The sequence below is a fragment of the Bacillus sp. FSL R5-0447 genome, from assembly GCF_038606125.1.
Taxonomy (GTDB): domain Bacteria; phylum Bacillota; class Bacilli; order Bacillales; family Bacillaceae; genus Bacillus; species Bacillus velezensis.
In genome coordinates this window covers 3412982-3437949 of record NZ_CP152012.1, presented here as the reverse complement: position 1 = coordinate 3437949, position 24968 = coordinate 3412982, and the positions used below count along the sequence as shown (strand labels likewise).

Sequence of the window (24968 nt, the reverse complement as noted above, 5' to 3'; positions counted from 1 at the left end):
GATTTCTTTGGAGAAAGGAGATGAGGATTTCCTTGGTCAGCCGAAAACGTTTCATCCCGTATCTGTTTCTCGCGCCCGCGCTGATTTTTCTGCTGTTCGTTTACATTCCGATTATTGAGAATGTGTTTTTCAGTCTGTTTGAATGGAGCTCATTTCAACCCGAAAAGACATTTATCGGTTTGAAAAATTATATTGACCTGTTTCACGATCCCGTATTTTTTACAGCGCTCCGCAACAATGTGCTGTATGCGGTCATATCGCTGATTTGCCAGGTTGGCGGCGGCTTAATTCTGGCGGCCGTGCTGGAAGACAGATTGGTAAGAAAATGGTCGCCGTTTTTCCGCACGGTCTTTTTTCTTCCGGTCGTTATTTCCATGACCGTTATTGCGCTGTTGTTTGATTTTATTTATAACCCGGAAATCGGGCTTTTGAATCAGCTGCTGGAAGCCGTCGGACTTGATGAACTGACCCGGGCGTGGCTGGGCGATGAAAACACCGCTATGCTGTCTGTCATTTTTGTGTCTCAATGGCAGTCTGTCGGTTACATCGCCATGCTGTACATTGTCTCGATTCAGAGCATTCCCGCTGAATTATATGAATCGGCGCAGCTGGACGGAGCCGGAAAAATCCAGCAGTTTTTTCACATTACGGTGCCGCAGACGAAAGAAATGTCGTTTGTTGCCGTGGTGATGACGCTGACCGGCGCATTTACCGTATTTAATGAACCGTATATTCTGACCGGCGGAGGGCCGGGCAATGCTTCAGAAGTGCTGAGCACATTTTTGTATAAGAGCGCTTTTACAAAGGATATGATGGGCTACGCTTCTGCGATCGCGACGGTGGTGCTTTTGCTGACGCTTGCTCTGTCGCTTATTCAGATGAAATTCTTTAAGACCGGAAAGGAGGAGTAGCCGATGCTTCCTGAAAAGACGGACTTGCGTCATGCCCGTCAGGCCGTCAGAACAGGCGGAAAACCGAGAAAATGGTATGTCGGGGAAACGTCTGTGTGGCTGTTTCTCTTAATCTACCTCATTGCCGTTGCTTATCCGCTGTTATGGATGGCGGTCAGCGCCTTTAAAAGCTCGGATGAGATTTTTGAGCACAGCTGGTCGCTGCCCTCTGTCTGGCATCCCGAAAACTTCGTATCCGCATGGAACCAAGGGATTTCCGCTTATTTTATGAACAGCGTCATTGTGACCGTGCTGACTTGTCTCATCACCGTATTTGTGAGCGCCTGGGCGGCATACGGGCTGGCCCGTTTTCAATTTAAAGGAAAAGGGTTTGTGCTGATCATTTGTCTTGGCGGCTTGATGCTGACGCCGCAGGTCAGTCTTGTGCCGCTGTACTCCATTATCCAGTCATTGGGACTGTACAATACGTATTGGGCATTGATTCTTCCGTACGCCGCCTACCGTATTCCGTTTACCGTGATTCTGATCCGTTCCTATTTTTTGTCGATTTCCAAAGAGCTTGAGGAAGCTGCCTATCTGGATGGATGTACAAGTTTCGGAATATTTTTCAGAATATTCTTACCTATGAGCGTGCCGATTCTGGTGACATCAGGCATTTTGACGGCTTACCATACATGGAATGAGTTTATGTTTGCGATTATTTTTATCGATGATGAAAATTTACGGACGATTCCGGCCGGGCTGATGCAGTTCAGAGATGCGCTGCAGACGGATTGGGGCGTGCTGCTGGCCGGGCTGACGATTTCTGCTGCTCCGATCATCGCGCTGTTTTTATTGATGCAGAGATATTTTATCCGCGGCATTGCAGCGGGAAGCGTAAAAGGATAAGGAGGATGAAAAGATGAAACTGATAGCGGCCGGAGATAATGTAGTAGATTATTATCAGGATCAGGAGACGTTTTACCCGGGCGGAAATGCGTTAAACGTAGCCGTGCTTGCCCGGCGCTTAGGCCACGAAACTTCTTATATCGGGATTCTCGGCAGTGATGAAGCGGCGGATCACGTATTGAATGTGCTGAAACTGGAAAAGGTGAATGCCGATCTGATCCGCCGGGCATACGGAGAAAACGGGATGGCGGTCGTCACGCTTGATGAAAGAGGGGACAGGATATTTGCCGGATCAAATAAAGGCGGCGTGCAATCTCGTCTGACGCTCGCTTTTCAGGAGAATGACATCTCATTTATCGCCGGACATGATCTGCTGCATACGAGCGTATACAGCAGGATAGAACGTGACCTCCCGATGCTGAGCGGCCATGTGCCGATTTCCTTTGACTTCTCTGTAAAACGTGACGAAGCCTATTTAGAAGCGGTCTGTCCGTACGTGACGTATGCGTTTTTTTCCGGGAGTGATTTGAGTGAAAGTGAATGTATGCGGCTTGCCGAAAAAGCCCGCGGTTTCGGAGCGAAAATCGTCTGTCTGACAAGGGGAGAATATGGCGCGGTGTTATCGGATGGGGAACGCGTCTATCATCAGCCGGTGGTAAGAGCTGATATAATAGATACATTGGGCGCGGGTGATTCTTTTATCGCCGGGTTTCTTACCGATTTCTTCGAGCATCAGGATATTCGGCGAGCGCTTACTGCGGGCGCCGGGACGGCTGCCAAAACATGCGGAGGGTTCGGAGCGTTCGGTTACGGGCATCCCTACAGGCCGGGCGGCGGGAAAAGCAGTGAAAAAACGAGAATACGATAAGCATTGTCTCGTTTTTTATACTTGTTACGCATAGGGACTGTTAATGGTAAACGTGACGCGGTCGGTATGCATTAAAAACAGCGAGCTGTATATCGGCTGGTCTTTTGACATAAAAGCGGTTTTGTCAATTTCAAAAAGCGCATCCCCGATATCACAAGCCAGATAGCGGCTTTCTTCCTGCTTGGCGTATACGACATTTAACAGCTTCGTATTATGGGTGGGCACCACCTGATAGTGCTGTTTCAAAATGTCATGCATCGACACGCCGCCTTTAATATGCTTGCCGATGTCGGGAAATAAACTGAGCGGATAGTGGGCGATTTCGAATGAGAGCGGCTGGTCGTCGTGAAATAAAATGCGTTTTAATTCAAGAACGGGACTTTCGGAAGCGACGCGAAGTTTTTGGGCGATGGATTTAGGCGCTTCAATGATTTCATGGGAAAGGATCTGGTGTTTCGGTTTTTTCCCCGTTGATTCCATAAATTCAGAGTAGCCGTTGACCGCGATGAGCTCCCGCTTCAGTTTAGGGCTTTTAACGAACGTTCCCTTTCCCTGCTGCCGGACGAGCCAGCCTTCTTCCACAAGATCAAGGATGGCCTTCCTGACCGTTATGCGGCTGACGTTGTACGTTTCGCACAGCTCATTTTCGGTCGGCAGTTTCACGGACGGCGAATAAACGCCCTTCTTGATATCGTCCGCGATAATTTGTTTCAGCTGAATATATAAAGGTTTCGAGCTCCCGTTATTTAACAATGGGACGGACCTCCTTTGTCAAGTAGTAGTACTATTATATGTATTATGACGTTATAATACAAATTTGCTTTTTATTTATGAATCTGTCAGAAACCCCGAGCATTTTTAACATAACAGAAAGATGTGGCGGTTTCCAGTATTGGAGGAGGTTTCGAATGGCATCATTAACATTTGACCATATCAAAAAAACATACGGCGCCCAATCGGCGGCAGTGAAGGATTTTCACTTAGATGTAAAAGATGAGGAGATGCTGGTGCTTGTCGGTCCCTCCGGCTGCGGCAAATCTACGACACTCAGAATGATTGCCGGACTGGAGAGCATTTCTGAGGGGAAGCTTTATATCGACGGAGACGCGGTGAACGATCTGCCCCCGAAGGATCGCGATATCGCAATGGTTTTTCAGAATTACGCGCTGTATCCCCACATGACGGTGTTTGACAATATGGCGTTCGGTTTGAAGCTCAAAAAGCTGCCGAAAAAAGAAATTGCAGAGCGAGTCCGGACGGCCGCCGATATTTTGGAAATCGGGCATCTGCTCAAGCGGAAACCTAAGGCTCTCTCAGGCGGGCAACGGCAGCGGGTTGCGCTCGGCCGGTCGATCGTGCGGGAGCCGAAAGTGTTTCTGATGGACGAGCCGCTTTCCAACTTAGACGCGAAATTGCGAGTGACGATGCGCGCCGAAATCAGCAAGCTCCATCAGCGTTTGAAAGCGACCATCGTTTATGTGACGCATGATCAGACGGAAGCGATGACAATGGGCGACCGGATTGTCGTGATGAATGAAGGAGATATTCAGCAGGCCGCAAGCCCCCATGAGATTTATCATTATCCGGCGAATCTGTTTGTGGCGGGTTTTATCGGTTCTCCGAGTATGAATTTTATAAAAGGCGTCATTGAAGAAAGTCACGGGCAATGGTATTTTGCCGGTTCGTCCGTTCGTCTGCCCATTCCGAAAGAAAAAGCGGCTGTTCTTGTGCAGAAAGGATACAGCGGTAAGGAGATGATTGCGGGGCTGCGTCCGGAGCATTTGACGCTTGCCGGACAATCAGAGCACCCGCCTGAAGCGGTGTGCCGCGCTGTGGCGGAAGTATGTGAAAACTTAGGCGCGGAGATGTACGTTCATGCGGTGAGCGGAGATGACCGCATGACGATCCGTCTTGACGGCGCTTCACAGGTGAAACCCGGCGATGCCATTCTGCTTGCGGTCAATATGAACCGGGCCGTCTTTTTTGATGCCGACACTGAAAACGCCGTATATTGAAAAAGGGAGCCTGATGATCGGGGCTCCCTTATCACTTCTTATGATACGATTACCAGATTTCGTCCGCCCATTCCGGATGGTCGATAAACGGATTGCGGTTATGCTGATAGTCTTCGTAAATGATTTCGTTCCGCCGTTTTTCCTTACTGTCGACGGGGTCTTGTTGATTCCATTTGAGCAAAACGGACAGTTTTCCCATGTAAGGAGCTGAGCCGTTTCCGGTTTTATCATTCAGCTCAAGGTCGGGATACCCGTCTTCTCCTTCATAACGCACCGCCATGTAAAACAGCATGCGGGCGACGTCTCCTTTAACCTCATCGCGCGGCTCCCAGGAATCGCCGTCGTAATAATTGCCCGGCGCTTTCGGGTATTCTGAGCCGCCGTTATCAAAATCCATATTTCCTCTGGCACTGTTCACCTGAACGTCTGCAGGGCGCAGATGATGAATGTCCGTCCCTGGGCCGGCAGCTGTTCCGAAGTTTCCGTGTGACTTTGCCCACACGTGTTCGCGGTTCCAGTCCCCGACGCTGCCGCCGTTTTTACTTTTGGCCCGTGATTCCTGGGTGTAGAGCAAGATGACATTGTTCGGGTTTGCCGGATCTTCGTCAGTTTCCTTCAATGCATTCCATACTTGGCTGTAAGACAGCTTTGTATGTCCGCTGATGATGCGGTGCAGGGCGCTCTTTAAGGCCGTTCCGCTTTTTCCGGAAGCTTCTTTGTAATATGTGTCCGTATCCGCAGACGGAGTGATGACAGCTGAGGCAGTTTGCGGAAAAAGAGTTGTGCCGCCGGCAGTTGAAACCGCCATCCGGCTGTACAGATTCGTGTCAGCCGGCGCGCCCGCAGAGGCTGACGGCGCGGCCCATCCAAAAATGAAAAACAGGCAGACAATCGGCAGAAACCAAAGTTTTTTTGTCATGACTTGCCCTCCTTTACCTCTATTATCCAAAAAATAAATCTAATATTCTATCTTTTTTGAAAAATGGTTCCTTCGGCTTATTGGTCAAAGTATCCGGAAAATCATTGATTATTTAGAGGATATGATAATGAACTCGTTATGCGCTCCTTCTATAATGAAGATCATCTTGTCAGTTTTTCAGTTTAAAAGGAGGGCGTGTATGGAACATCAGCAGCTTTCGGCGGCGAATATCGGGATTTCCGATGACATACAATGGCTGTCTCAATTCGGCGCTTCCGCTTCCGGCGGAGTGACGAGGCTTTTATATACGAAAGAATGGATGGACGCCCAGCTTGCCGTCAAAAAGAAAATGGAGGCGTTCGGGCTGGAAACGGCATTTGACGATGTCGGAAACGTGTTCGGCCGGCTGAACGGCACAGAATCGCCTGATGAGGTGATTCTGACCGGGTCGCATATTGACACCGTTATTGACGGCGGCAAATATGACGGTGCGTTCGGCGTGCTGGCGGGCATGCTGGCGATCCGGTATTTGCATGAGACGTGCGGGCGTCCGAAAAAAACGCTGGAGGCTGTGTCGCTCTGTGAAGAGGAAGGGAGCCGTTTTCCCATCACTTATTGGGGCTCCGGCAATATCACCGGTGCTTTCTCGCTTTCAGATGCGGAAACGCCGAAAGACGCGTCCGGCATTTCTCTGAAAGAAGCCATGCGGCAGAACGGCTTCGGTGCAGGCCGTTATCCAGCACCGCTGCGCACAGATATCAAAGCCTTTCTGGAAATTCATATTGAACAGGGGCAAACGCTTGAACGATCGGGAAGGGATATCGGGATTGTCACCGGGATTGCCGGACAGAGACGCTATACTGTTACGCTTGACGGTGAATGCAACCATGCCGGCACCACTTCAATGAAATGGCGGAAAGACCCGCTCGCGGCGGGAAGCAGCATCATCCATGAACTCATGCTCTCAGCGGAAAGACAGCCGGAAGAGCTCCGCCTGACGTGCGGGAAAATGACGGTTGAGCCGAATATGGCGAATGTCATTCCGGGCCGTATCCAGTTTTCCGTTGATATTCGTCACCCGGAGGAAGACGTGCTGGCAGCCTTCCATCAGAAACTGGTGTCGATTGTTGAAAACATCAGCCGCAGCAAAGGAGTCAGACCCGTTATTGATGAATATATGAGGATAGAGCCGGTTCAAATGAATCAGACACTGACGCGTACCGCAGCGGAGGCTGCAAAAGAACAGGGGGCGGACCCGGAGAAAATCGTAAGCGGAGCGGGACATGACGCCCAGATGCTCGGCAGAACCTTTCCGGCCTGCATGCTGTTTGTGCCGAGCCGTGGCGGGATCAGCCACTCGCCGCTTGAATTCACACCCGTACATCAGCTTGAAACCGGCGTCCTTACGCTGGCGAATGTATTACATAAACTTGCCTATTAACGTAAAGGGGGAATCGGCGTGCCGACCAGAAAAGAATTGTGCATTCCGCAAAGAACGATTATGACACCGGGACCGACAGAAGCTGAACCGAGAGTGCTGAGGGCGATGGGCGCTCCGATCATCGGCCAGTTTGACCCGGCATTTACCGGCATCATGAACGAAACGATGCAAATGCTCCGTGAATTGTTTCAAACGGAAAACCGCTGGGCCTATCCGATTGACGGTACATCAAGAGCGGGGATTGAGGCTGTTCTCGCAAGTGTGATAGAACCGGGCGACAGCGTGCTCGTTCCGATATACGGACGCTTCGGATACCTGCTGACTGAAATCGCCGAGCGGTACGGAGCGGACGTTCATACGATTGAGTGTGAATGGGGAACGGTCTTCCGGCCTGAAGAGATTATCAGCGAGATGAAAAAAATTTCCCCGAAAATCGTCGCTATGGTGCACGGAGAAACATCAACGGGGCGGATTCACCCGCTGAAAGAAATCGGGGAAGCGTGCCGCGCCCAAGACGCACTCTTTATCGTGGATGCCGTGGCCACGATCGGAGGCTGCGCCGTAAAAACGGATGAATGGAAGATTGACGCAGTCATCGGGGGAACGCAAAAATGCCTGTCGGTCCCTTCCGGAATGGCGCCGATTACTTATAATGACCGGACGGCAGCTGTCATTGCCGCGCGTAAAAAGGTAGAACGGGGCATTGCGACGGCAGCCGACGGCAAAAGGCTGTCCGGTCATCGACCGGTTACGAGCAACTATTTTGATCTGAGTCAGCTCGAAGATTATTGGAGTGAAAGAAGGCTGAATCACCATACAGAAGCGACAGCAATGCTTTATGCGCTGCGGGAGGGTGTGCGCCTTGTCCTGGAAGAAGGACTTGAAGAACGGTTCCGCAGGCATCGGCGTCATGAAAAAGCGCTTACGGCGGGACTTGCAGCGATGGGCCTTGATTTATTTGGCGATCCGGGGGCAAAGCTGCCTGTCGTCACATGTGTGAAGATTCCGCCGGAAGCAGACGGCGAATCAATCAGAAGGATGCTTTTGTCTCAATTCGGAATTGAAATCGCCAGCTCGTTCGGTCCGCTGCAGGGGAAAATTTGGCGAATCGGAACGATGGGCTACAGCTGCAGGAAGGAAAATGTGCTGTTTGTGCTGGCCGGACTTGAAGCGGTTCTGATCAGACACGGAGTTGCCGTTAAAGCCGGGGAAGCGCTGCAGGCGGCCCTAAACATATATGATCTGCCGGCTGAAACCGGTGTGCTGTCATGAGACTTGAAAACGAGATTGAAATCATCTGGACTTTTTTCCCTTTTGCCCGTTATACTGAGTGGTATAAAAAATGACAAATATGGAATGATCATCTGTTTGTCTGGGGAGAAGGTAAGAAATCATGGCGTACATAGGCCGATTGTCAATTTTAATGCTGAATATGTTTATTGCGATGCTTGGAATCGGATTGATTATTCCGATTATGCCCACTTATATTACCGAATTCGGAGCGACGGGCAGCACGATGGGTCTGCTTGTTGCGGCGGCGGGGCTTACACAGCTTTTATTTGCGCCTATTGCCGGGGAAATAACCGACAAATACGGACGGCGGAAACTGATTATTTTCGGCATCGCCGCCTTTGCCGTGTCACAATTGATCTTCGCCTTTGCCGGAAGCCTCTGGCAATTGTTCGCATCCCGCCTTTTGGGCGGAATGGGCGCGGCGTTTTTAATGCCGTCAATGTTCGCTTACATTGCGGATATTACGACCGAAGAAGAACGCGGGAAAGGAATGGGGCTGTTCAGCGCGGCGATGACGCTTGGTGTCGTCATCGGGCCCGGTGTCGGAGGCTATTTGGTTCATTACGGCATGTCTGTGCCGTTCATCGTGTCTGCAAGTCTTGCCTGCTTTTCAAGTGTGCTTTCATTTTTCTTTCTGCCCGAAACGCTGGGACGTGAAAAGCAGCTGGAAGCCCGGGCAAAAACGGAAAAACGTGAGCATCTGTTTAAGCAAATGTCACGCGCGCTCAAATCGCCGTTCGCGTTTATGCTGATTCTGGTTTTTGTGCTGAACTTCGGAATTATGAACTTTGAATCTGTTTTCGGCCTTTACGTTGACCATAAACACGGATTTAAAGCGTCTGATATTGCCTTTATTATTACGGCCGCGGGTCTCATCGGCGTGTTTGTGCAGGCGGTCGGCGTCAGTTATCTCGTCCGCAAGTTCGGGGAAAAACGCGTGATTAACGTGACGTTGATCGGGGCTGCTGCAGGACTTGTGTGGTGCCGGTTTGCGGGTTCATATTGGGCCGTTTTTGCCGCAGCAATCTTTTTCCTGACGCTGACATCGCTGCTCCGGCCGGCGGTTAATACGATGCTGTCGAAGCTCGCCGGTGACCAGCAGGGGTTTGCCGGCGGGATGAACACCTCATTCATCAGCTTAGCGAATATCGCCGGACCGTCAGCCGCCGGTTTTCTCTTTGATGTAAATATGGAATTTCCGTATATGCTGGGGGCGGCCATTCTCGCCATCAGTTTTCTGGCCGCGCTTGGCTGGGGCAAAAAGACACAGACCCGGCCGTTCACGCAGCAAGGATAGAATCAAAAGCCTCCGGGTATCCGGAGGCTTTTTGCTATCTCATAGGGAGGAAAAAAATGAGTAGACTTAAAACCCTGTTTATTTTCATTTGTATACTGATCGTCACAACCTCTTGCGGTCTCATCCAAACTGGGAATGAAAAAGAGGAAAGAAGCAGCAATAAAAAGACTGTATTAAAGGATATTGACAATGCAAAATTTATTGTTGGTTTTTCTAACACTTTAGATAGGGGAAGTGAGATTGGGGTTTACAGTGAAGATGGTATTAAAATGGATAGCTTGGAATTGAAAGATGGTATAAATTTCACGATGTCTTCACATAACAAAAATAATACATTCTTCTCATCAAATAGAAGCAATAATCACTTAATGATAGACAATAAAACCGGAACAATAAACAAAATCAATGAAAAGAGTTTGTCAAAAACAACTGAAGATGAAGGTGCTTTCTTTATAAATAGTTCTGACGGTTATATCATCCATGACATTAACGTTGGATATACAGACAAAGGGCTGGAAAGTGAACTGGTATATTGGAAGGGAAACAGCCGAAAAAACAAGAAACAAATAAAGCTTGACGGAGAACTTGGATCAGCAATCGTCGCTAAAAATAAAATTTATGTCATTTCAAGTGATGAAGAAAGTATGTCCATCCTTTCAATTAACCCAGAGACAAATAAGCAAGAGAACAAGGCATCCATACCGAATAAAGGGATATACTTCATGGATGAAAAGGATGCATTCCAAGCTCTAAATGCAAATACATTTATACTGACGGTTAATGATAACGTGAATGAGAAAGAGAATTCTAAGCTCATATTAATAGACAGAGAGACGCTAAAGGTAAAAAAAGAAGTCGAGATGGAGAAAGGGTTTCATCCTGTAAAATTGAAAATATTAAAAGATAGCATCTTAGCTGTTTCTTTTGATGGAAAGCTGCAGGTGTTTGATAAAAAAATGGTTAAGAAAAAATCTTTTGATTTTTATGCTGGGGATGATAACAAATTAATGAATGATGTTCAATTCACTGATAGAGAGATGTATGTTTTACTTAAAAACTTTGATATCCAGCGCGATAAGAAGCTTGGAGACATCACGTCTTATGATTTGAAATCAGGCAAAAAGCTAAAAACAATCCCGCTAAAAGTAAACAAAGAGTGGGAAATTGCACGTTTTGAAATTTTAAAATAAGTTGAGATGATTAGATCAGCTCCAGTTACATTCTGCATATATTATACTCATCATTACCGGGAGATTCCAGCATGGTTCAGGTTACCCTGTAAAGGGCAATAAGATAAGCGAAGGGATGGATTGACATGAATAGTATCAGGTACATATTGTATTTTGTGATTTCTTTCGTTTTACAGCTTCTCTGGTTCTTCTTAGTAAAAGAAAATTCTAATGTAACTATACTAGACATGTTGATAATGTCTCTGTTATTCACATTATTTATGTTCATCTTAGATAAATTTCTCAAAAAAAAGCAGGCTGCATAGGGACTGCTTTTTTGTTGTAGACTTAAAACTAAGATTTATGATCAAGCCGAATGAAATTTTGCGGTTTTATTGCGGGCATACATAATTTTGGAAATGTTAGAATATGAAATAAAAGGAGGAGTGGCCTTGTGAGTTCTGTTTTACCATCATCGGAGGTTGGCGTTAAGATTAATGAATGGTACAAAATGATACGTCAGTTCAGTGTTCCGGATGCGGAGATTTTGAAAGCGGAAGTGGAACAAGAAATAAATGAGATGGAAGAAGACGAGTATCTACTGATTTACTACACCCTCATGAAATTCCGCCATCAGCTTATGCTGGATTATTTAGAACCGGTGACTACCCGTGTGAGACCGACAATTGACGAGCTGTTGGAAAAAATCGAAGCATCAAATAAAGGAATTTCCGGCCTGCTGTGCTATTATTCTTTATTTTTCCGCGGCATGTATGAATTTGATCAAAAGCAGTATGTAAAGGCGATCGGCTTTTATAGAGAGGCTGAAAAACAACTCGTTCATGTGCATGATGAAATTGAGAGAGCGGAGTTTCATTTTAAACTGGCTGAAGCATATTACGGTATGAAACAAAGCCACGTCTCCATGCATCACGTAAAGCAAGCGCTCGATATTTACGATCAGTATGAGTTGTATAAAGTCCGGAAAATTCAATGTCTATTTGTCATATCAGGAAATTATGTTGACTTTAAACGCTTTGAAAAAAGTTTGCCGCATTTAGAAAAAGCTTTAGAGTTGTCGAAACAAGTAAACAATAATGAAAGGCTGCTCAGTTCTGCTTATTACAACATAGGAAAGAATTACGGAGACCTGGAAGAATACAGTAAAGCTGAAATCTACTTAAAAAAAGCAGCGGAGATATCCGAAAAGTATAAATTGGGTAACCTTCCGCATTCCTTGTTTACATACGCAAAGCTTCTATTTAAACAAGGGAAAACAAGCGAGGCGATTCAAATCAGCAAAAAGGGACTTTCATCAGCGATATATCAAGGGGATAAGCTGTTTGAATCTCTGCAAAAATATTTGGAGGCTTTATATATTAATGCAATAGACCAAATGGGAATCAAAAAAACAATTGATTACCTTGAGAAAAATAAAAACTATTCGTATGTAGAAGATATTGCTCTTGATACGGCTGCTGTTTATGCAGAGTCAAAGCAATATGACAAATCTTATTTTTATCATCAAAAAATGATTCAAACGCAAAAACAAATTCAGAGGGGAGAATGCCTGTATGAATTTTAGAAAAGGCGTATTTATCATTGTATCGGCTGTCGTTTTAATGTCAGGGGCCGGTCTAACGGCATCGTCTGTTTCATTTGATGGATCATATCAAGTTTCGTCTGATCGTAATCAAACCTAAGAAGGAGAGTGCCAGTATGAATTTTAAAAAGAGCATTTTCATCATCCTGGGTCTGTCATTGACTTTAGTATGTGGATTGGGTATGAACACAGTGGAAAAACAAACACATGATACCTTTCAAACTGCCTCAGATCGTTTCCAGACTTGATCAGCTTACGCCTTTTCTTCGGGAAAGGCTTTTTTAGTTTAGATTAGAGTCTGCTGAAAATCATAACTAACGGCTGATAATATCAACGGAAGCAGATGTTGATGGCAGCATTTTTTGAGGATTAAGCTGAATCAATCCCCCTTAAATAGGATGCGGGAGAACACCCGCATCCCTGTCTCTAACGATTTCTTAACCGATCAGCCGCTGCATTCTCAGCGCGAGCCGCAGGCGCATCGTCGTCTCCGGATCTTTTAAGCTTTTGCCGAGCAGTTCCTCGCATTTTTCTAAACGATAGATCACCGTATTTCGATGGACGTACAGGCGCTTAGCCGTTTCTGAAATCTGGCAGTGGGTCTCCAGATAAACAGACAGCGTATGAAGCAGGCTCTGGTCCTCCTTTTGCCGGTCGGCCAGGCTTTGGAGGGTGGCTTCGTAAAATTTCTTCACATCTTCCGCCGGAAGCAGGCGGAGCAGCTCCGGCACGTCTTTGGCATGATAGATTTGAATAAACTCCGCGCTTCTGGACAAATGCCCGGATGAAATGGCGTCTGAAGCTTCAGTAAAAGCGTCAGGGACGTCGATCAGCTTTTGGCATATGTTTGAGATGCCGAAGGAGACAGTCCGTTTAAATTGCGTCCGGACCTGCTTTTGAAACTGCTCCAAAAAGCTGATGACAGACGCGTGCATTTCATTCCAGCTGTCTGTCGCTTCAATTAAAAGAATACCGACATTTCCTTTAATAAAGAGATGAGGGGGAAACGGAAAGGATGACAGCTCCCCTTCAAGCAGATCAAATACATGATCGGAAACGAGCTGATTTTCGGTAAAGCTGATCGTTTTCTCATTTCGGTCAAGCTTTCCGCAAATGCACATGTATTTCTGATCCCAGCGGAGCCGGAATTCTTTGGCGCGGCTTTTGATTTCTTCATGGCCGGTAAACGAGCGGTCGATGAAATTGCTGAAAAATTCATTGCGCGCCCGTCTGCCGAATTGTTTGACGGCATTTTCTTTCAGCAGTTCAAAGGAAATGACGTTGGCCGCCTGTTCAATTGTCAAAATCATGCCTTTATCAGCGGTCTGCACGAGCTCCGGAATCACCAGATAACCGCAGTTTTTTTCAACATTCAGAATCGGCAGGACAGAATACTCCTTTCTGTCGGACAGCATGGAAAAGCAGGTGAAATAAGGCCCGGAAAGGGAATAACAGATGTTTTTCAATAAAGACGTGTCAATGGGTATGCGGTGGGACGATGATAAGAGTTTTGTATGCTGATCCAAAAGCAGCACGGGAAGCCGGAGAATGTCTGAGAGCTTCTTAAGCAGGGATTGCAGCCCCTTGCCGCTCATGATGTGGTTTGTGAATTTTTTATGGGCGTAAATGGCCTGCTGGAGCTCATTTGAACGCATATCAAGAATATGGCTCAGTGTGGCGTTGACGATATCTCCGAGCCTGATGTCTTCCGGCAGCTCAATAATCGGAAATTCATACCGGTCGGCAAGCTCCGCGGCATCTTTCGGAATGACATTAAGATAACGCTTCGTTTTGATCCCCAGTCCCGCGCAGCCCCGTTTTGCCATGAGGCGGATCAAATCTTTCAACAGCTGCGGGCGGTCCTTCAAGTGATAAGCCGTGGTGACGAGCAATTCGTTTTTATGTAAAAAATCAGCGATGTCCGGCGCATCCATCATGTTGACGTGCTGCACCTCCCTCCAGCCGCCGGATTTGCCTGCGATTAATGTTGCCCGCTCATAAGCGGGAATCTTCATCACGTCATAAATGTTCATCAGTCAGTCTCCTTTCAGGTTCTAAAGACAACCATTGGTTAATATGAATAAAAATCATCAAAAATTATAGCGGTTTTGCTGATGTATTACGATCATAGTAGCAGTAAACTGGCAATCATAGACGCATGTTGTGATAAAAACTGACAGAAAATCGTCATCCTTACAGGGAGGAAGATAAAATGGCCTATGACGTAATTGTAAAGGGTGCGAAAGCTGTGCGAAAAGGCGGAACAGAGCGGGCTGATATCGCCGTCAAGGACGGGAAAATCGCCTTGATCGGGCCCGGCATTGAGGAAAACGCGGAACAAGTGGTGCAGGCGGACGGCATGTATGTGTTTCCGGGCGCAGTCGATTGTCACGTGCATTTCAATGAACCCGGACGCGAAGAATGGGAAGGCATTGAAACCGGCTCAAACATGCTGGCTGCCGGCGGCTGTACGGCTTATTTTGATATGCCGCTTAACTGCATCCCTTCGACGGTAACTGTTGAAAACCTGCTGGCAAAGGCGGAAATCGCCGAACGGAAGTCATCGGTTGATTTTGCGCTTTGGGGCGGTTTGATGCCCGGGTATACCGAACATATCCGGCCGATGGCAGAAGCGGGGGCAATCGGGTTTAAAGCGTTTCTGTCTAAGTCGGGAACGGATGAATTTCAATCAGCCGATGAACGGACTCTTTTAAAGGGAATGAAGGAAATCGCGGCGTGCGGCAAAATTTTGGCCCTGCACGCAGAAAGCGACGCCCTCACCCGATTCCTTGAAGCCGAGTACGCGCTCCAAGGGAAAATTGATGCCCGCGCTTACGCTTCCTCACGTCCGGAAGAGGCCGAATGCGAGGCTGTGCAGCGGGCGATTGAATATGCAAGAGCGACGGGATGCGCGCTTCATTTTGTACATATCAGCACGAAACGGGCTGTGCTCTCCATTCAGCAGGCGAAAAAAGACGGATTGGATGTCACCGTTGAAACGTGTCCGCACTACTTATTATTCAGCTTTGAAGACTTCCTCAAAAAAGGGGCGGCCGCCAAATGCGCTCCGCCGCTCCGCTCAGAGGCTGATAAAGAGGAATTAATCGGGGTTTTGGCAGAGGGCCTGATTGATATGGTGTCTTCGGATCATTCTCCCTGTCATCCGTCTTTGAAACGCGAGGATAATATGTTCCTGTCGTGGGGCGGGATCAGCGGAGGCCAATTTACGCTTCTCGGCATGATTCAATTAGCGATCGATCATGGGATTCCGTTTGAACATGTGGCCCGATGGACGGCCGAAGCACCTGCCAAGCGCTTTGGGTTAACGAATAAAGGCCGGCTTGAAGAAGGATTTGACGCTGATTTTGCCATCGTCCGGCCGGAACCTTTTACCGTCACAAAAGAAACGATGTTTTCCAAACATAAGCAAAGCCTGTATGAAGGCCGCACCTTTCCATACCGAATTGCTGCGACCTACAGCAAGGGACGCTGTGTGTATCAGGATGGCGGCCGTAAGCAGAGCGGGGCTTTCGGAACATTCCTGAAGCCTTCTGAAATAAAAGAGCCGATTCTCTGATGAGAATCGGTTTTTTTTGTCGTTTGGAAAGCGGGTCTCGTGGTATCTTTTTATAAAAAGGAGTAAAACACATTGTATGATCAAATCTTGAACATATTAACGGCATCCTGGTCGCGCAAGACCAGTACAAAATGGACGGAAGATTGCCCGGCCAAAGGCCAGTGCGGCGTAACGGCTTTAGTCATCCAAGATGTTTATGGCGGTGACATTCTCAAAACAAAAACCGGCACAAGCTGGCATTTTTATAACCGAATAGACGGGGAGATATATGATTTCACGAGCGGTCAGTTTTCAGAGCCGATCGTCTATCAGCACATTCTTTCTTCCAGAGATGAGGCATTTTCGGACACCAATGAACATCAGTACCGGTTCCTGAAAAGTGCATTCAGAAAAAACATGGAAAAAGAAAGAGAAAAACACCTGTGATAAACTAGAGTGAGAGGTGAAGGATTGTGATTTATATCGGACTGACGGGGTGGGGGGATCATGACAGCATCTATCCGCCTAAAACAGCGGGCCCGCAAAAACTGCAGGCGTATTCCTCCCATTTTCCCATCGTTGAGCTGGACGCGAGCTTTTACGCGATACAGCCCGCCCGCAATAACGAAAGATGGGTCAAAGAGACGCCGGAATCTTTTCAATTTGTCATTAAGGCATATCAAGGAATGACGGGTCATCAGCGCGGCGATATTCCCTTTGAATCGAAGGAAGAAATGTTTGAGGCGTTTAAGCTGTCATTATCGCCGTATATAGAGCATGGAAAGCTTGCCATGGTGCTGTTCCAATTCCCGCCGTGGTTTGACTGCAAGAAAGAAAACGTCGCATATTTAAGATGGTGCAGGCAGCAGATGGGCGATATCCCGTGCGCGCTTGAATTCCGCAACCGGTCTTGGTTTTCTCCGCCATTTTACGAACAGACGCTTTCCTTTATGAAGGAGGAAGGCTGGATTCACAGCATATGTGACGAGCCGCAAATCGGCGAGGGCAGCATTCCGACCGTCCTGAAAGCAACGGATGAAGAAAAAACGCTTGTCCGTTTTCACGGGCGGAACAAGCAGGGCTGGATCAAACCAGACGGCGGACAAAACTGGCGTGAGGTCAGATATTTATACCGCTATAACAAACAGGAGCTCAAAGATTGGAAAAACAATCTTCAGGAGCTGAAAAAACAGTCGCGCAATCTGTATGTGCTCTTCAACAATAACTCAGGCGGAGACGCCGCCGATAACGGGCTTGAGATGCTTGAAATGTTAAATATCTCATATACCGGGCTTGCTCCGAAGCAGCTCGACCTATTCAGCTAGAAAAGAGGTTTCAAGACACATGTCTTATCTTATTTTGATTATATTGGGATTTATCGCGGGAACGGTCGGCAGCCTGATCGGGCTTGGGGGAGGAATTATCATCGTGCCGGCGATGCTCTATTTAAGCACGATGACTCCGTTTTTCCATGACGTAACACCGCAGACTGCCATCGGCACGTCCCTTTTGGTGATTATTTTTACGGGCTTGTCATCAACTTTGGCCTATATGAAATATAAAACCGTTGACTACAAAAGCGGACTGATCTTTTTTATCGGTTCCGGCCCGGGAAGCATCATCGGCGCGTATTTGTCTAAACTTTTTAATGCGCATACGTTTTCCGTCTGGTTCGGACTTTTTATGATTTTGATTTCCATTACATTAATGCTGAAGGCGAAAGCAAAACCGGTCAATAAAGCGCATAAAGGCATGATCCGGACATATGAGGATGAATCGGGTGAGCTTTATACATATTCGTACCGTATTTTCACCGGTATCGTGATTGCCTTTTTCGTCGGTTTATTGGGCGGTCTTTTCGGTATTGGCGGCGGCTCTCTGATGGTTCCGGCCATGATGCTGTTATTTTTGTTCCCGCCGAAAGTGGCTGTGGCGACGTCAATGCTCATTATTTTCTTATCCTCCGTGACGGGTTCCGTGTCACATATCGCAGAGGGCCATGTCAATTGGCTGTATGCGCTGTGCCTCGTTCCGGGCGCGTGGTTCGGCGGCAAAATGGGCGCGTGGGTCAATAAGCGGGTGCAGACGAAAACGATCGTGCTTTTCATGCGGGTCGTCTTGATTTTGATCGGCTGTGAATTGATTTATCAAGGGATATTCAGCTAAAAGGTAGGAGAGATGGTATGTTAGAGAAGCTCCGTTTATATCATACGAATGATTTGCACAGCCATTTCGAAAATTGGCCGAAAATCGTACATTATATTGAGCAGAAGAGAAATGAACATGAAAAAGACGGGGAGGAAACACTCGTATTCGACATCGGCGATCATATGGACCGATTCCAAATGATAACGGAAGCGACCTTCGGCAAAGCGAATGTCGACTTATTAAATCGGCTTGAGATCGATGCGGCTGCCGTCGGGAATAATGAAGGAATTACGCTGCCTCACGATGAGCTGGCGGATTTATATACCCATGCCGCGTTTCCCGTCATTGTGTCCAACCTGTTTGACGCGGACGGACAGCGGCCGGAATGGGCCGAGCCCTACGTGATCAAAACGCTGAAAAACGGGATGACCGCCGGCATACTGGGCGTCACGGTGCCGTATTATCCCGTCTATCAAAAACTAGGCTGGACGGTGACGGATGCGGAAAAAAGCATTCAAGAATCACTTGACGATATCAAGGGCAAAGCGGACATCATCATTCTGCTTTCTCATTTAGGCCTGATCGATGACCGGGCCGCAGCGGAAAAATTTCCGGACATCGATGTCATTCTTGAATCACATACGCACCACCTTCTTGAGGACGGACAGGACATAAACGGCGTATTGCTTGCATGTGCGGAGAAATACGGGAACTATGTCGGCTGTGTCGAGCTGACGATAGAAAGTGAATCACGAACCATTGTCAGCAAACAGGCGTCTGTACAGAAAATGGCTGATTGGCAAGGGGAATCTGAAGATACGGCGGCTTTTCTGAAAGAGAAAGAACGGGAAGCGGAAAACCTGCTCTCCGAACGAGTCGCCAATCTGAATGAAGAAGCCGGCGTGAAATGGTTTGAGGAATCGCCCCTCCCGCTTCTATTAGCCGAAGCGCTGAAAAGCTGGTGCGGCTGTGAAGTCAGCATGGTGAATTCAGGCGTTATTTTGGGGCCTTTACAGAAGGGGCCTGTCACAAAGCTTGACCTGCACCGTATCTGTCCTCATCCGATCAATCCGGTGGCCGTTCGTCTTTCAGGCAGAGAACTTCAGGAAACAATCAGCCAGGCCGCCTCGGAACAAATGGAGCAGCTGCGAATAAAAGGCCTCGGCTTCCGCGGGGAAGTGATGGGCAGGATGGTATATGCCGGAGCGGAGGCAGAGGCCGGCATTCTTGAAGACGGTGTGACACATCTCCTCAATGTGAAAGTGAACGGAGAAGAGATTGATCCGGAGCGGATATACTCGGTTGCCGTTCTCGACATGTTTACACTCGGAAAGCTGTTCCCTTACATCCGCGATTCAAAAGAAAAGCAATACTTTATGCCGGAGTTTTTAAGGGATCTGCTCGCCTGGAAGCTCGCGCGGCAGCCGTAATGTCAGAATCCGCCGGCCGTTCCATTACATCCGAGTGAAGGTAAGCGGGACTTTTTAAGTGTGAAAATAAAATACTATGTCCCCCCTTACAAGCATACATTGTGATATGTAAGGGGGGATTTTTCTTGCCTAGATACCGGAGCGCTCTTCGCAAGAGAGGGCCTTTGCCTTTTCGATATGTGCTTCTTCTGTCGTTTGCTTTTTTTATCATATCGACGGTCATCAGCCTTTGGATGATCAACTCCTCAATCAAACCGGTGCTGATGAACATAGGGGAAATGGAAACCAAACGGGTGGCGACAGAGGTCATTACGGAATCCATTGAAGAATACATGTCTCACAGCGACAATGTGAAAGATATGGTCGATATGAAAACGGATGAAAACGGAAAAGTCACAACGATGGATTTTAATACACAAATGGTCAACAGTATGAAGGCGAAAGTGACAAAGCAGCTTCAGGCTCATCTGAAGGAAGCGGAGTCGAACAATAAGCAGCATGAAACGGAAAAAGACGCGAAAACGGCCGATGAAATTATGATCGATATTCCCTTAGGGCAGGTCACGGGAAACAGCATTCTCGGAAATCTCGGGCCGAAAATCCCCGTGCGCTTTAACCTGATCGGTGATGCGTTAACTGATGTGAAAACAAAAATAAAGCCGTACGGCATTAACAATGCCCTGATCGATATCAGTATTTTTGTGGAAATAAAAGTGAAGGTCATTATTCCGTTTGCCAGTAAGACATCAGTCGTGACAAATAATATTCCGGTCTCCATTAAAGCGATTCAAGGAGAGGTGCCGCAGTTTTATAACGGAAGCGGCGGGTCAGGTGTGACGCCTTCCGTCCAGCTGCCGAATGAAAAACAGAAGAAAGATAAATAAAAACACACAGCCGCAATCTTTCCTGGCGGCTGTGTGTTTACTTTTTCCTGCGGATTTCTTTTCGTTCCCATGCCCTTAAATGGGGATACGGATCAAAAGACCATTCCGATCTGCCGTTATCTTTATACATCCCGTAGTGAAGATGCGGCGGAAATTTTCCCGCGGTGCCCGGCGGTCCGTATCCGGAACTGCCGACAGAGCCGATCACCTCTCCGGGTTTGACGATCTGGCCTTTATGCACACCTTTTGCAAAGCCGTTCAGGTGAGCGAAGTAATGATACGTGTTATTGATATCCCTGATGCCGATTCTCCAGCCGCCGAAACGGTTCCAGCCCTTCATTTCAACAATACCGTAGCAGGTCGATCTGACGGGGAGCCCGTAATGAGCGAACAGATCCGTTCCTTCGTGAATCCGGCGCCCGCCGAAACCCCGTGCGGCGCCCCATGTGCTGCGGTAGCTGTAATCCGTCTTCACGGGAAGCGGAAAGGCGTGCTCTCCGAGATCAAGGCGGCCGAACGTTTTAAACAGTGTCATGAATTCGGTGATAATGCCGACCGTCTGATCACGGCGGTAATAATTCCAGAGGCCGATGCGGATATGGTCAAGATCCGTTCCGAATCCCGCTAAATACTGAGCAAATGTATAAAGGATATCCTCATCATTGCTTACCTCGGCTTTTCCGTCGCCGTCGCCGTCCAAGCCGATCCCGTCAAATACTTTAATGCTGAGAGGCGCATCGTCCTTAGGATTTGGATTTTCAGGGCCGCTCCACAAATGATCCGGAATATAAATGCTGATGATTCCCGCTTTTTCCGGCAGATCCTTTCGGTTCGAGCGGACATTTTCTTCATATTGATCAACCGCCGCAAGCACATACCAAGGAATCTGCGTGACTGCTTCGGCTTTGCGGTACAACTGCATTCGTTCGCCGTAAACAGGAGCCGATTGTTCTTTCCCGCTTGCAGCCGGACAGAAAACTGAAAAAAGGAGAAGAGCAGATAACAGAACTTTCACAACATGATCTCCTTTCAGGATTGAATACAAATAGTTTGCGGCAACAATCCGAGAAAATGTAAGTAATTCTCTTCCCTTGTCGAGAAATTTTTCCTATGTTAAAGTGACTATTGAATAGAAATCCGCAAGTTTTATATCCATCGTGAAATAGAAATTTTTCGCACACGAACATGAATAAAGGGATAATGGAGATGATGGGGAAATGGCAAAGAAAGACGAGCATCTGAGAAAGCCGGAATGGCTCAAAATAAAGCTGAACACGAATGAAAACTATACGGGTCTGAAAAAATTAATGCGTGAAAATAATCTGCATACCGTATGTGAAGAAGCAAAATGCCCGAACATCCATGAATGCTGGGCTGTCAGACGTACGGCGACGTTCATGATTCTCGGTTCCGTCTGTACGAGAGCATGCCGCTTCTGCGCTGTCAAAACGGGACTGCCGACTGAGCTGGATCTGCAGGAACCGGAACGCGTAGCTGATTCCGTCGCGCTGATGAATTTAAAACACGCCGTCATCACGGCCGTAGCGCGTGATGATCAGAAAGACGGCGGAGCAGGCGTCTTTGCGGAAACGGTCCGGGCGATCCGCAGAAAAAGTCCGTTCACGACAATTGAAGTGCTGCCATCCGATATGGGCGGAAATTACGACAACCTGAAAACATTAATGGATACCCGTCCTGATATTCTGAACCACAACATTGAAACCGTCCGCCGCCTGACACCGAGAGTCCGGGCCCGCGCAACATATGACCGTTCTTTGGAATTCTTGCGCCGTGCGAAAGAAATGCAGCCTGACATCCCGACGAAATCAAGCATTATGATCGGTCTCGGCGAAACGAAGGAAGAAATTATTGAAGTGATGGACGACCTGCTTGCGAACAATGTCGACATCATGGCGATCGGCCAATACCTGCAGCCGTCGAAAAAACATTTAAAAGTCCAAAAATATTATCATCCGGACGAATTTGCCGAACTGAAAGAAATCGCGATGCAAAAAGGCTTCAGCCACTGTGAAGCAGGCCCGCTTGTCCGTTCTTCCTACCATGCGGATGAACAAGTGAACGAAGCGTCTAAAAAACGCCAGGCCCAAGCATAAGATAAGCCGAAAAAACCCAAAACGCCGCAGGTTTTGGGTTTTTTGTGATGGAGCCGTTTTTGCAGGGAAAAAGTCATTCTTGAATAAGGATCGTCTGAACCGCTACACTGGATATAAAGAGGAAAAATTCTCCGTCCGTCCGAACCGTCTCATTTTGCAATTGATGGACAGAAGTCAATGAATTATGATAGTAAAGAGTGATAAAAGAGGTGAAGACATGATTCTTATTCAAAATGCCGAGTTTGAACTCGTACACGATTTTAAAAACGGCTTCAATGAAGAAGCGTTCAAAGCCCGCTATTCGGACATATTAAATAAATATGATTACATTGTGGGAGACTGGGGATACAGTCAGCTGCGGCTCAAAGGCTTCTTTGATGACCAGAATCAAAAAGCAACCTTTGAAACGAAAATCAGCACATTGGACGAATACATTTACGAATACTGCAATTTCGGCTGCGCGTATTTTGTTTTAAAACGAATCAGAAAATAATTGATGCAGAAGGGGATGCTGTCACGTGTATTTTGTTGACAGAAATAATATCGAACAAACACTCCGTTTTTTTGAGACCCAGCTTGCGCTGTTTGACAGCACGCCTGCATGGGAGAGCGAGATCGAAAAAAGGGCGCTTGAGCGGATCAGCCATCTTATGATCGAATGCATACTCGATGTCGGAAATGATATGATTGACGGCTTTATCATGCGCGATCCGGGCAGTTATGACGACATCATGGATATTCTGACGGATGAAAAGGTGGTAGCTGAGGATGAAGGAAATAAGCTGAAGCAGCTGATCTCTTCCAGAAAGCAGCTTGTCCAGGAATATCAGCGCGCCGACCATCAGGAGCTGTTTACGCTGATCACGTCAAACAGGGACGTGCTGAAAGCCTTTCCGGCCCGTGTAAGAACCTACCTGGAAACAGAATTAGGGCCTGTTTCCGCATTTAAATAACAACGAGTGAGAAAATCCACAGGAGTGTTGAGTATGAAGGATTATAAAGGATATTTGATAGATTTGGACGGCACAATGTACAACGGGACGGAAAAAATCGAAGAAGCGTGTGAATTCGTGAGAACGCTTAAAGCGCGCGGCATTCCGTATTTATTCGTGACGAACAATTCTTCCCGGACGCCGAAGCAGGTGGCGGACAAGCTGATGAGCTTTGACATTCCGGCATCTGAAGAGCAGGTCTTCACGACGAGCATGGCGACTGCGCAGCATATCGCCCAGGAGAAAAAAGACGCGTCGGTGTATGTGATCGGCGAAGAAGGCATCCGTCAGGCCATTGAAGAAAACGGGCTGAGCTTCGGAGAAGAAAACGCGGACTTTGTCGTTGTGGGAATCGACCGCGGCATTACATATGAAAAGTTGGCAACGGGATGCCTTGCGATCAGAAACGGCGCCCGGTTCATTTCAACAAACGGCGACGTCGCCATTCCGACTGAAAGAGGACTTTTACCAGGGAACGGTTCGCTCACATCCGTTTTGACGGTGTCAACGGGCGTTGAGCCTGTCTTTATCGGCAAGCCTGAATCCATTATTATGGAACAGGCGATGCGTGTGCTCGGAACGGATATTTCCGAAACACTCATGGTCGGCGATAACTATGCAACGGATATTATGGCCGGCATCAATGCGGGCATGGATACGCTGCTGGTTCACACCGGAGTGACAAAGCGTGAGCATATGGCAGATTACGGCCAGAAGCCGACATATGCGATTGATTCTTTAACCGAATGGATTGAACATCTATAAAAAAAGGGACGGCCATGACGGCCGTCCTTATTCTGTATTTCTGGCGCTGTGAGCAAGCCGGCTTGAAGCCGCTGCTGCGATTGCGCCGACGATATCATCAAGAAACGTATGGCATTCGCCAGTAGATTTATCATTTAACCGCCCGAGAATACCGGGTTTTTCTTTGTCAATGTAGCCGTAATTCGTAAAGCCGATCGAGCCGTATATATTCACGATAGAGAAGGCGAGCACCTCGTCAACCCCATACAGGCTTTCATCAATCGCCAGAATGGTCTGAAGCGGTTCAGACAGCTTTTTTTGTTCGGCGAGCACATCTAATTCTATTCCCGTTAAAATGGCGTTTTGCACCTCGCGTTTTGCGATGACACGGTCCACATTGAGCCTGCATACTTCCATCGTCAAATCAGGATGATATTTTTTTTGAAGGAAATACACCAGCTCGGCAATATCGTCCGTCTCAACCCCCCGTTCTTTTAAACGCGCCCTGGCGACAGCTTCCACCTGATTCAGTTGTTCCTTTTCTGACATTTGCTTCACCCAATCTTTTTTTACTAGTTTATACAACACTCTTCCGATGTGTACGATGTTTCTCCACTTGATTCAAAGGATTACAATATGTATTCATAATTCCGCCGGCGTATGACTACGATGTGAATAGCTCTAATTTTTCAGGCA

The 24968-nt window shown here is 47.5% G+C and carries 26 protein-coding genes; 21 read left to right on the top strand and 5 right to left on the bottom strand.

Features of this window, described 5'->3' with window-relative positions; translation table 11 throughout:
* Positions 1-32 precede the first annotated feature (32 nt).
* The 3 genes from NYE68_RS17375 to NYE68_RS17365 are packed head-to-tail and all read left to right on the top strand — an operon-like array spanning position 33 to position 2667.
* Positions 33-911 carry a sugar ABC transporter permease gene (locus tag NYE68_RS17375; protein ID WP_023357120.1) on the top strand — a complete coding sequence of 293 codons (879 nt, stop codon included), beginning with the start codon at positions 33-35 and terminating at the stop codon, positions 909-911.
* A 3-nt stretch (positions 912-914) separates the two neighbouring features.
* Positions 915-1799 (top strand): carbohydrate ABC transporter permease, encoded by an 885-nt coding sequence (locus NYE68_RS17370; RefSeq protein WP_033574891.1) that lies wholly within the window; start codon positions 915-917, stop codon positions 1797-1799.
* A 13-nt stretch (positions 1800-1812) separates the two neighbouring features.
* On the top strand, positions 1813-2667 hold the full coding sequence (locus NYE68_RS17365; protein ID WP_039253965.1) for a PfkB family carbohydrate kinase: 855 nt from the start codon (positions 1813-1815) through the stop codon (positions 2665-2667).
* A 24-nt stretch (positions 2668-2691) separates the two neighbouring features.
* Here NYE68_RS17365 and NYE68_RS17360 read toward each other — a convergent pair whose 3' ends face one another.
* Positions 2692-3420, bottom strand: coding sequence for a GntR family transcriptional regulator (locus NYE68_RS17360; RefSeq protein ID WP_012118372.1), 729 nt, complete (start codon positions 3418-3420; stop codon positions 2692-2694).
* A 155-nt stretch (positions 3421-3575) separates the two neighbouring features.
* Here NYE68_RS17360 and ugpC point away from each other — a divergent pair, with 155 nt between their 5' ends.
* Positions 3576-4682: a sn-glycerol-3-phosphate ABC transporter ATP-binding protein UgpC gene (ugpC, locus tag NYE68_RS17355; protein WP_039253968.1), complete on the top strand. Its 1107-nt coding sequence runs from the start codon at positions 3576-3578 to the stop codon at positions 4680-4682.
* A gap of 49 nt (positions 4683-4731) precedes the next feature.
* On the opposite strand, the gene NYE68_RS17350 is transcribed toward ugpC, so the two are convergent.
* Positions 4732-5601, bottom strand: a complete 870-nt coding sequence (locus tag NYE68_RS17350) for an endonuclease (protein ID WP_032876691.1) — start codon at positions 5599-5601, stop codon at positions 4732-4734.
* 199 nt (positions 5602-5800) lie between these two features.
* Between NYE68_RS17350 and allC the strand changes: the two genes are divergently transcribed.
* The 7 genes from allC (at position 5801) to NYE68_RS17315 (ending at position 12504) form a co-directional block, all read left to right on the top strand.
* Positions 5801-7042, top strand: a complete 1242-nt coding sequence (gene allC, locus NYE68_RS17345) for an allantoate deiminase (RefSeq protein ID WP_061890803.1) — start codon at positions 5801-5803, stop codon at positions 7040-7042.
* Between the two features lie 18 nt (positions 7043-7060).
* Positions 7061-8314, top strand: a complete 1254-nt coding sequence (locus NYE68_RS17340) for an alanine--glyoxylate aminotransferase family protein (protein ID WP_324636417.1) — start codon at positions 7061-7063, stop codon at positions 8312-8314.
* 121 nt (positions 8315-8435) lie between these two features.
* Positions 8436-9632 carry a tetracycline resistance MFS efflux pump gene (locus NYE68_RS17335; RefSeq protein ID WP_015418151.1) on the top strand — a complete coding sequence of 399 codons (1197 nt, stop codon included), beginning with the start codon at positions 8436-8438 and terminating at the stop codon, positions 9630-9632.
* 56 nt (positions 9633-9688) lie between these two features.
* Positions 9689-10822 (top strand): hypothetical protein, encoded by a 1134-nt coding sequence (locus NYE68_RS17330; RefSeq protein ID WP_015418150.1) that lies wholly within the window; start codon positions 9689-9691, stop codon positions 10820-10822.
* Between the two features lie 125 nt (positions 10823-10947).
* Positions 10948-11127, top strand: coding sequence for a hypothetical protein (locus NYE68_RS17325; RefSeq protein WP_007410112.1), 180 nt, complete (start codon positions 10948-10950; stop codon positions 11125-11127).
* Between the two features lie 128 nt (positions 11128-11255).
* Positions 11256-12386, top strand: a complete 1131-nt coding sequence (locus NYE68_RS17320) for a Rap family tetratricopeptide repeat protein (protein ID WP_025853938.1) — start codon at positions 11256-11258, stop codon at positions 12384-12386.
* Positions 12376-12504, top strand: a complete 129-nt coding sequence (locus tag NYE68_RS17315) for a hypothetical protein (protein WP_257008605.1) — start codon at positions 12376-12378, stop codon at positions 12502-12504. The genes NYE68_RS17320 and NYE68_RS17315 overlap by 11 nt, the downstream gene beginning before the upstream one ends.
* 337 nt (positions 12505-12841) lie before the next feature.
* Here NYE68_RS17315 and NYE68_RS17310 read toward each other — a convergent pair whose 3' ends face one another.
* Entirely contained in the window at positions 12842-14437 is a 1596-nt protein-coding gene (locus tag NYE68_RS17310) for a PucR family transcriptional regulator (RefSeq protein ID WP_342493982.1), read from the bottom strand.
* Positions 14438-14616: 179 nt separating this feature from the next.
* On the opposite strand from NYE68_RS17310, the gene NYE68_RS17305 reads away from it, so the two are divergent.
* From NYE68_RS17305 to yunB, 6 genes are all read left to right on the top strand, one after another.
* On the top strand, positions 14617-15981 hold the full coding sequence (locus tag NYE68_RS17305; RefSeq protein ID WP_324636418.1) for an allantoinase: 1365 nt from the start codon (positions 14617-14619) through the stop codon (positions 15979-15981).
* Positions 15982-16053: 72 nt separating this feature from the next.
* On the top strand, positions 16054-16407 hold the full coding sequence (locus NYE68_RS17300; protein WP_031378393.1) for a hypothetical protein: 354 nt from the start codon (positions 16054-16056) through the stop codon (positions 16405-16407).
* Between the two features lie 26 nt (positions 16408-16433).
* On the top strand, positions 16434-17285 hold the full coding sequence (locus NYE68_RS17295; RefSeq protein ID WP_014305754.1) for a DUF72 domain-containing protein: 852 nt from the start codon (positions 16434-16436) through the stop codon (positions 17283-17285).
* A 19-nt stretch (positions 17286-17304) separates the two neighbouring features.
* Positions 17305-18126, top strand: a complete 822-nt coding sequence (locus NYE68_RS17290; protein WP_007613562.1) for a sulfite exporter TauE/SafE family protein — start codon at positions 17305-17307, stop codon at positions 18124-18126.
* A 17-nt stretch (positions 18127-18143) separates the two neighbouring features.
* Complete coding sequence (locus NYE68_RS17285) at positions 18144-19538, top strand: bifunctional UDP-sugar hydrolase/5'-nucleotidase (RefSeq protein WP_324636419.1); 1395 nt, start codon at positions 18144-18146, stop codon at positions 19536-19538.
* Between the two features lie 125 nt (positions 19539-19663).
* Complete coding sequence (yunB, locus tag NYE68_RS17280; RefSeq protein ID WP_015418143.1) at positions 19664-20422, top strand: sporulation protein YunB; 759 nt, start codon at positions 19664-19666, stop codon at positions 20420-20422.
* A gap of 37 nt (positions 20423-20459) precedes the next feature.
* On the opposite strand, the gene lytH is transcribed toward yunB, so the two are convergent.
* Positions 20460-21437 (bottom strand): L-Ala--D-Glu endopeptidase, encoded by a 978-nt coding sequence (gene lytH / locus NYE68_RS17275; protein ID WP_015418142.1) that lies wholly within the window; start codon positions 21435-21437, stop codon positions 20460-20462.
* A gap of 202 nt (positions 21438-21639) precedes the next feature.
* Between lytH and lipA the strand changes: the two genes are divergently transcribed.
* The 4 genes from lipA (at position 21640) to NYE68_RS17255 (ending at position 24293) form a co-directional block, all read left to right on the top strand.
* Positions 21640-22536 carry a lipoyl synthase gene (gene lipA / locus NYE68_RS17270; protein ID WP_003151923.1) on the top strand — a complete coding sequence of 299 codons (897 nt, stop codon included), beginning with the start codon at positions 21640-21642 and terminating at the stop codon, positions 22534-22536.
* A gap of 217 nt (positions 22537-22753) precedes the next feature.
* On the top strand, positions 22754-23029 hold the full coding sequence (locus tag NYE68_RS17265; RefSeq protein WP_003151928.1) for a YutD family protein: 276 nt from the start codon (positions 22754-22756) through the stop codon (positions 23027-23029).
* 25 nt (positions 23030-23054) lie between these two features.
* The gene (locus NYE68_RS17260) at positions 23055-23489 is read left to right on the top strand and encodes a DUF86 domain-containing protein (protein ID WP_015418141.1); all 435 of its coding nucleotides are present in this window, start codon (positions 23055-23057) and stop codon (positions 23487-23489) included.
* Between the two features lie 33 nt (positions 23490-23522).
* Positions 23523-24293, top strand: a complete 771-nt coding sequence (locus NYE68_RS17255; RefSeq protein ID WP_007408728.1) for a TIGR01457 family HAD-type hydrolase — start codon at positions 23523-23525, stop codon at positions 24291-24293.
* A 27-nt stretch (positions 24294-24320) separates the two neighbouring features.
* Here the strand turns inward: NYE68_RS17255 and NYE68_RS17250 are convergent, their stop codons facing one another.
* Positions 24321-24821: a phosphatidylglycerophosphatase A gene (locus NYE68_RS17250; RefSeq protein WP_003151934.1), complete on the bottom strand. Its 501-nt coding sequence runs from the start codon at positions 24819-24821 to the stop codon at positions 24321-24323.
* Positions 24822-24968: the final 147 nt, after the last annotated feature.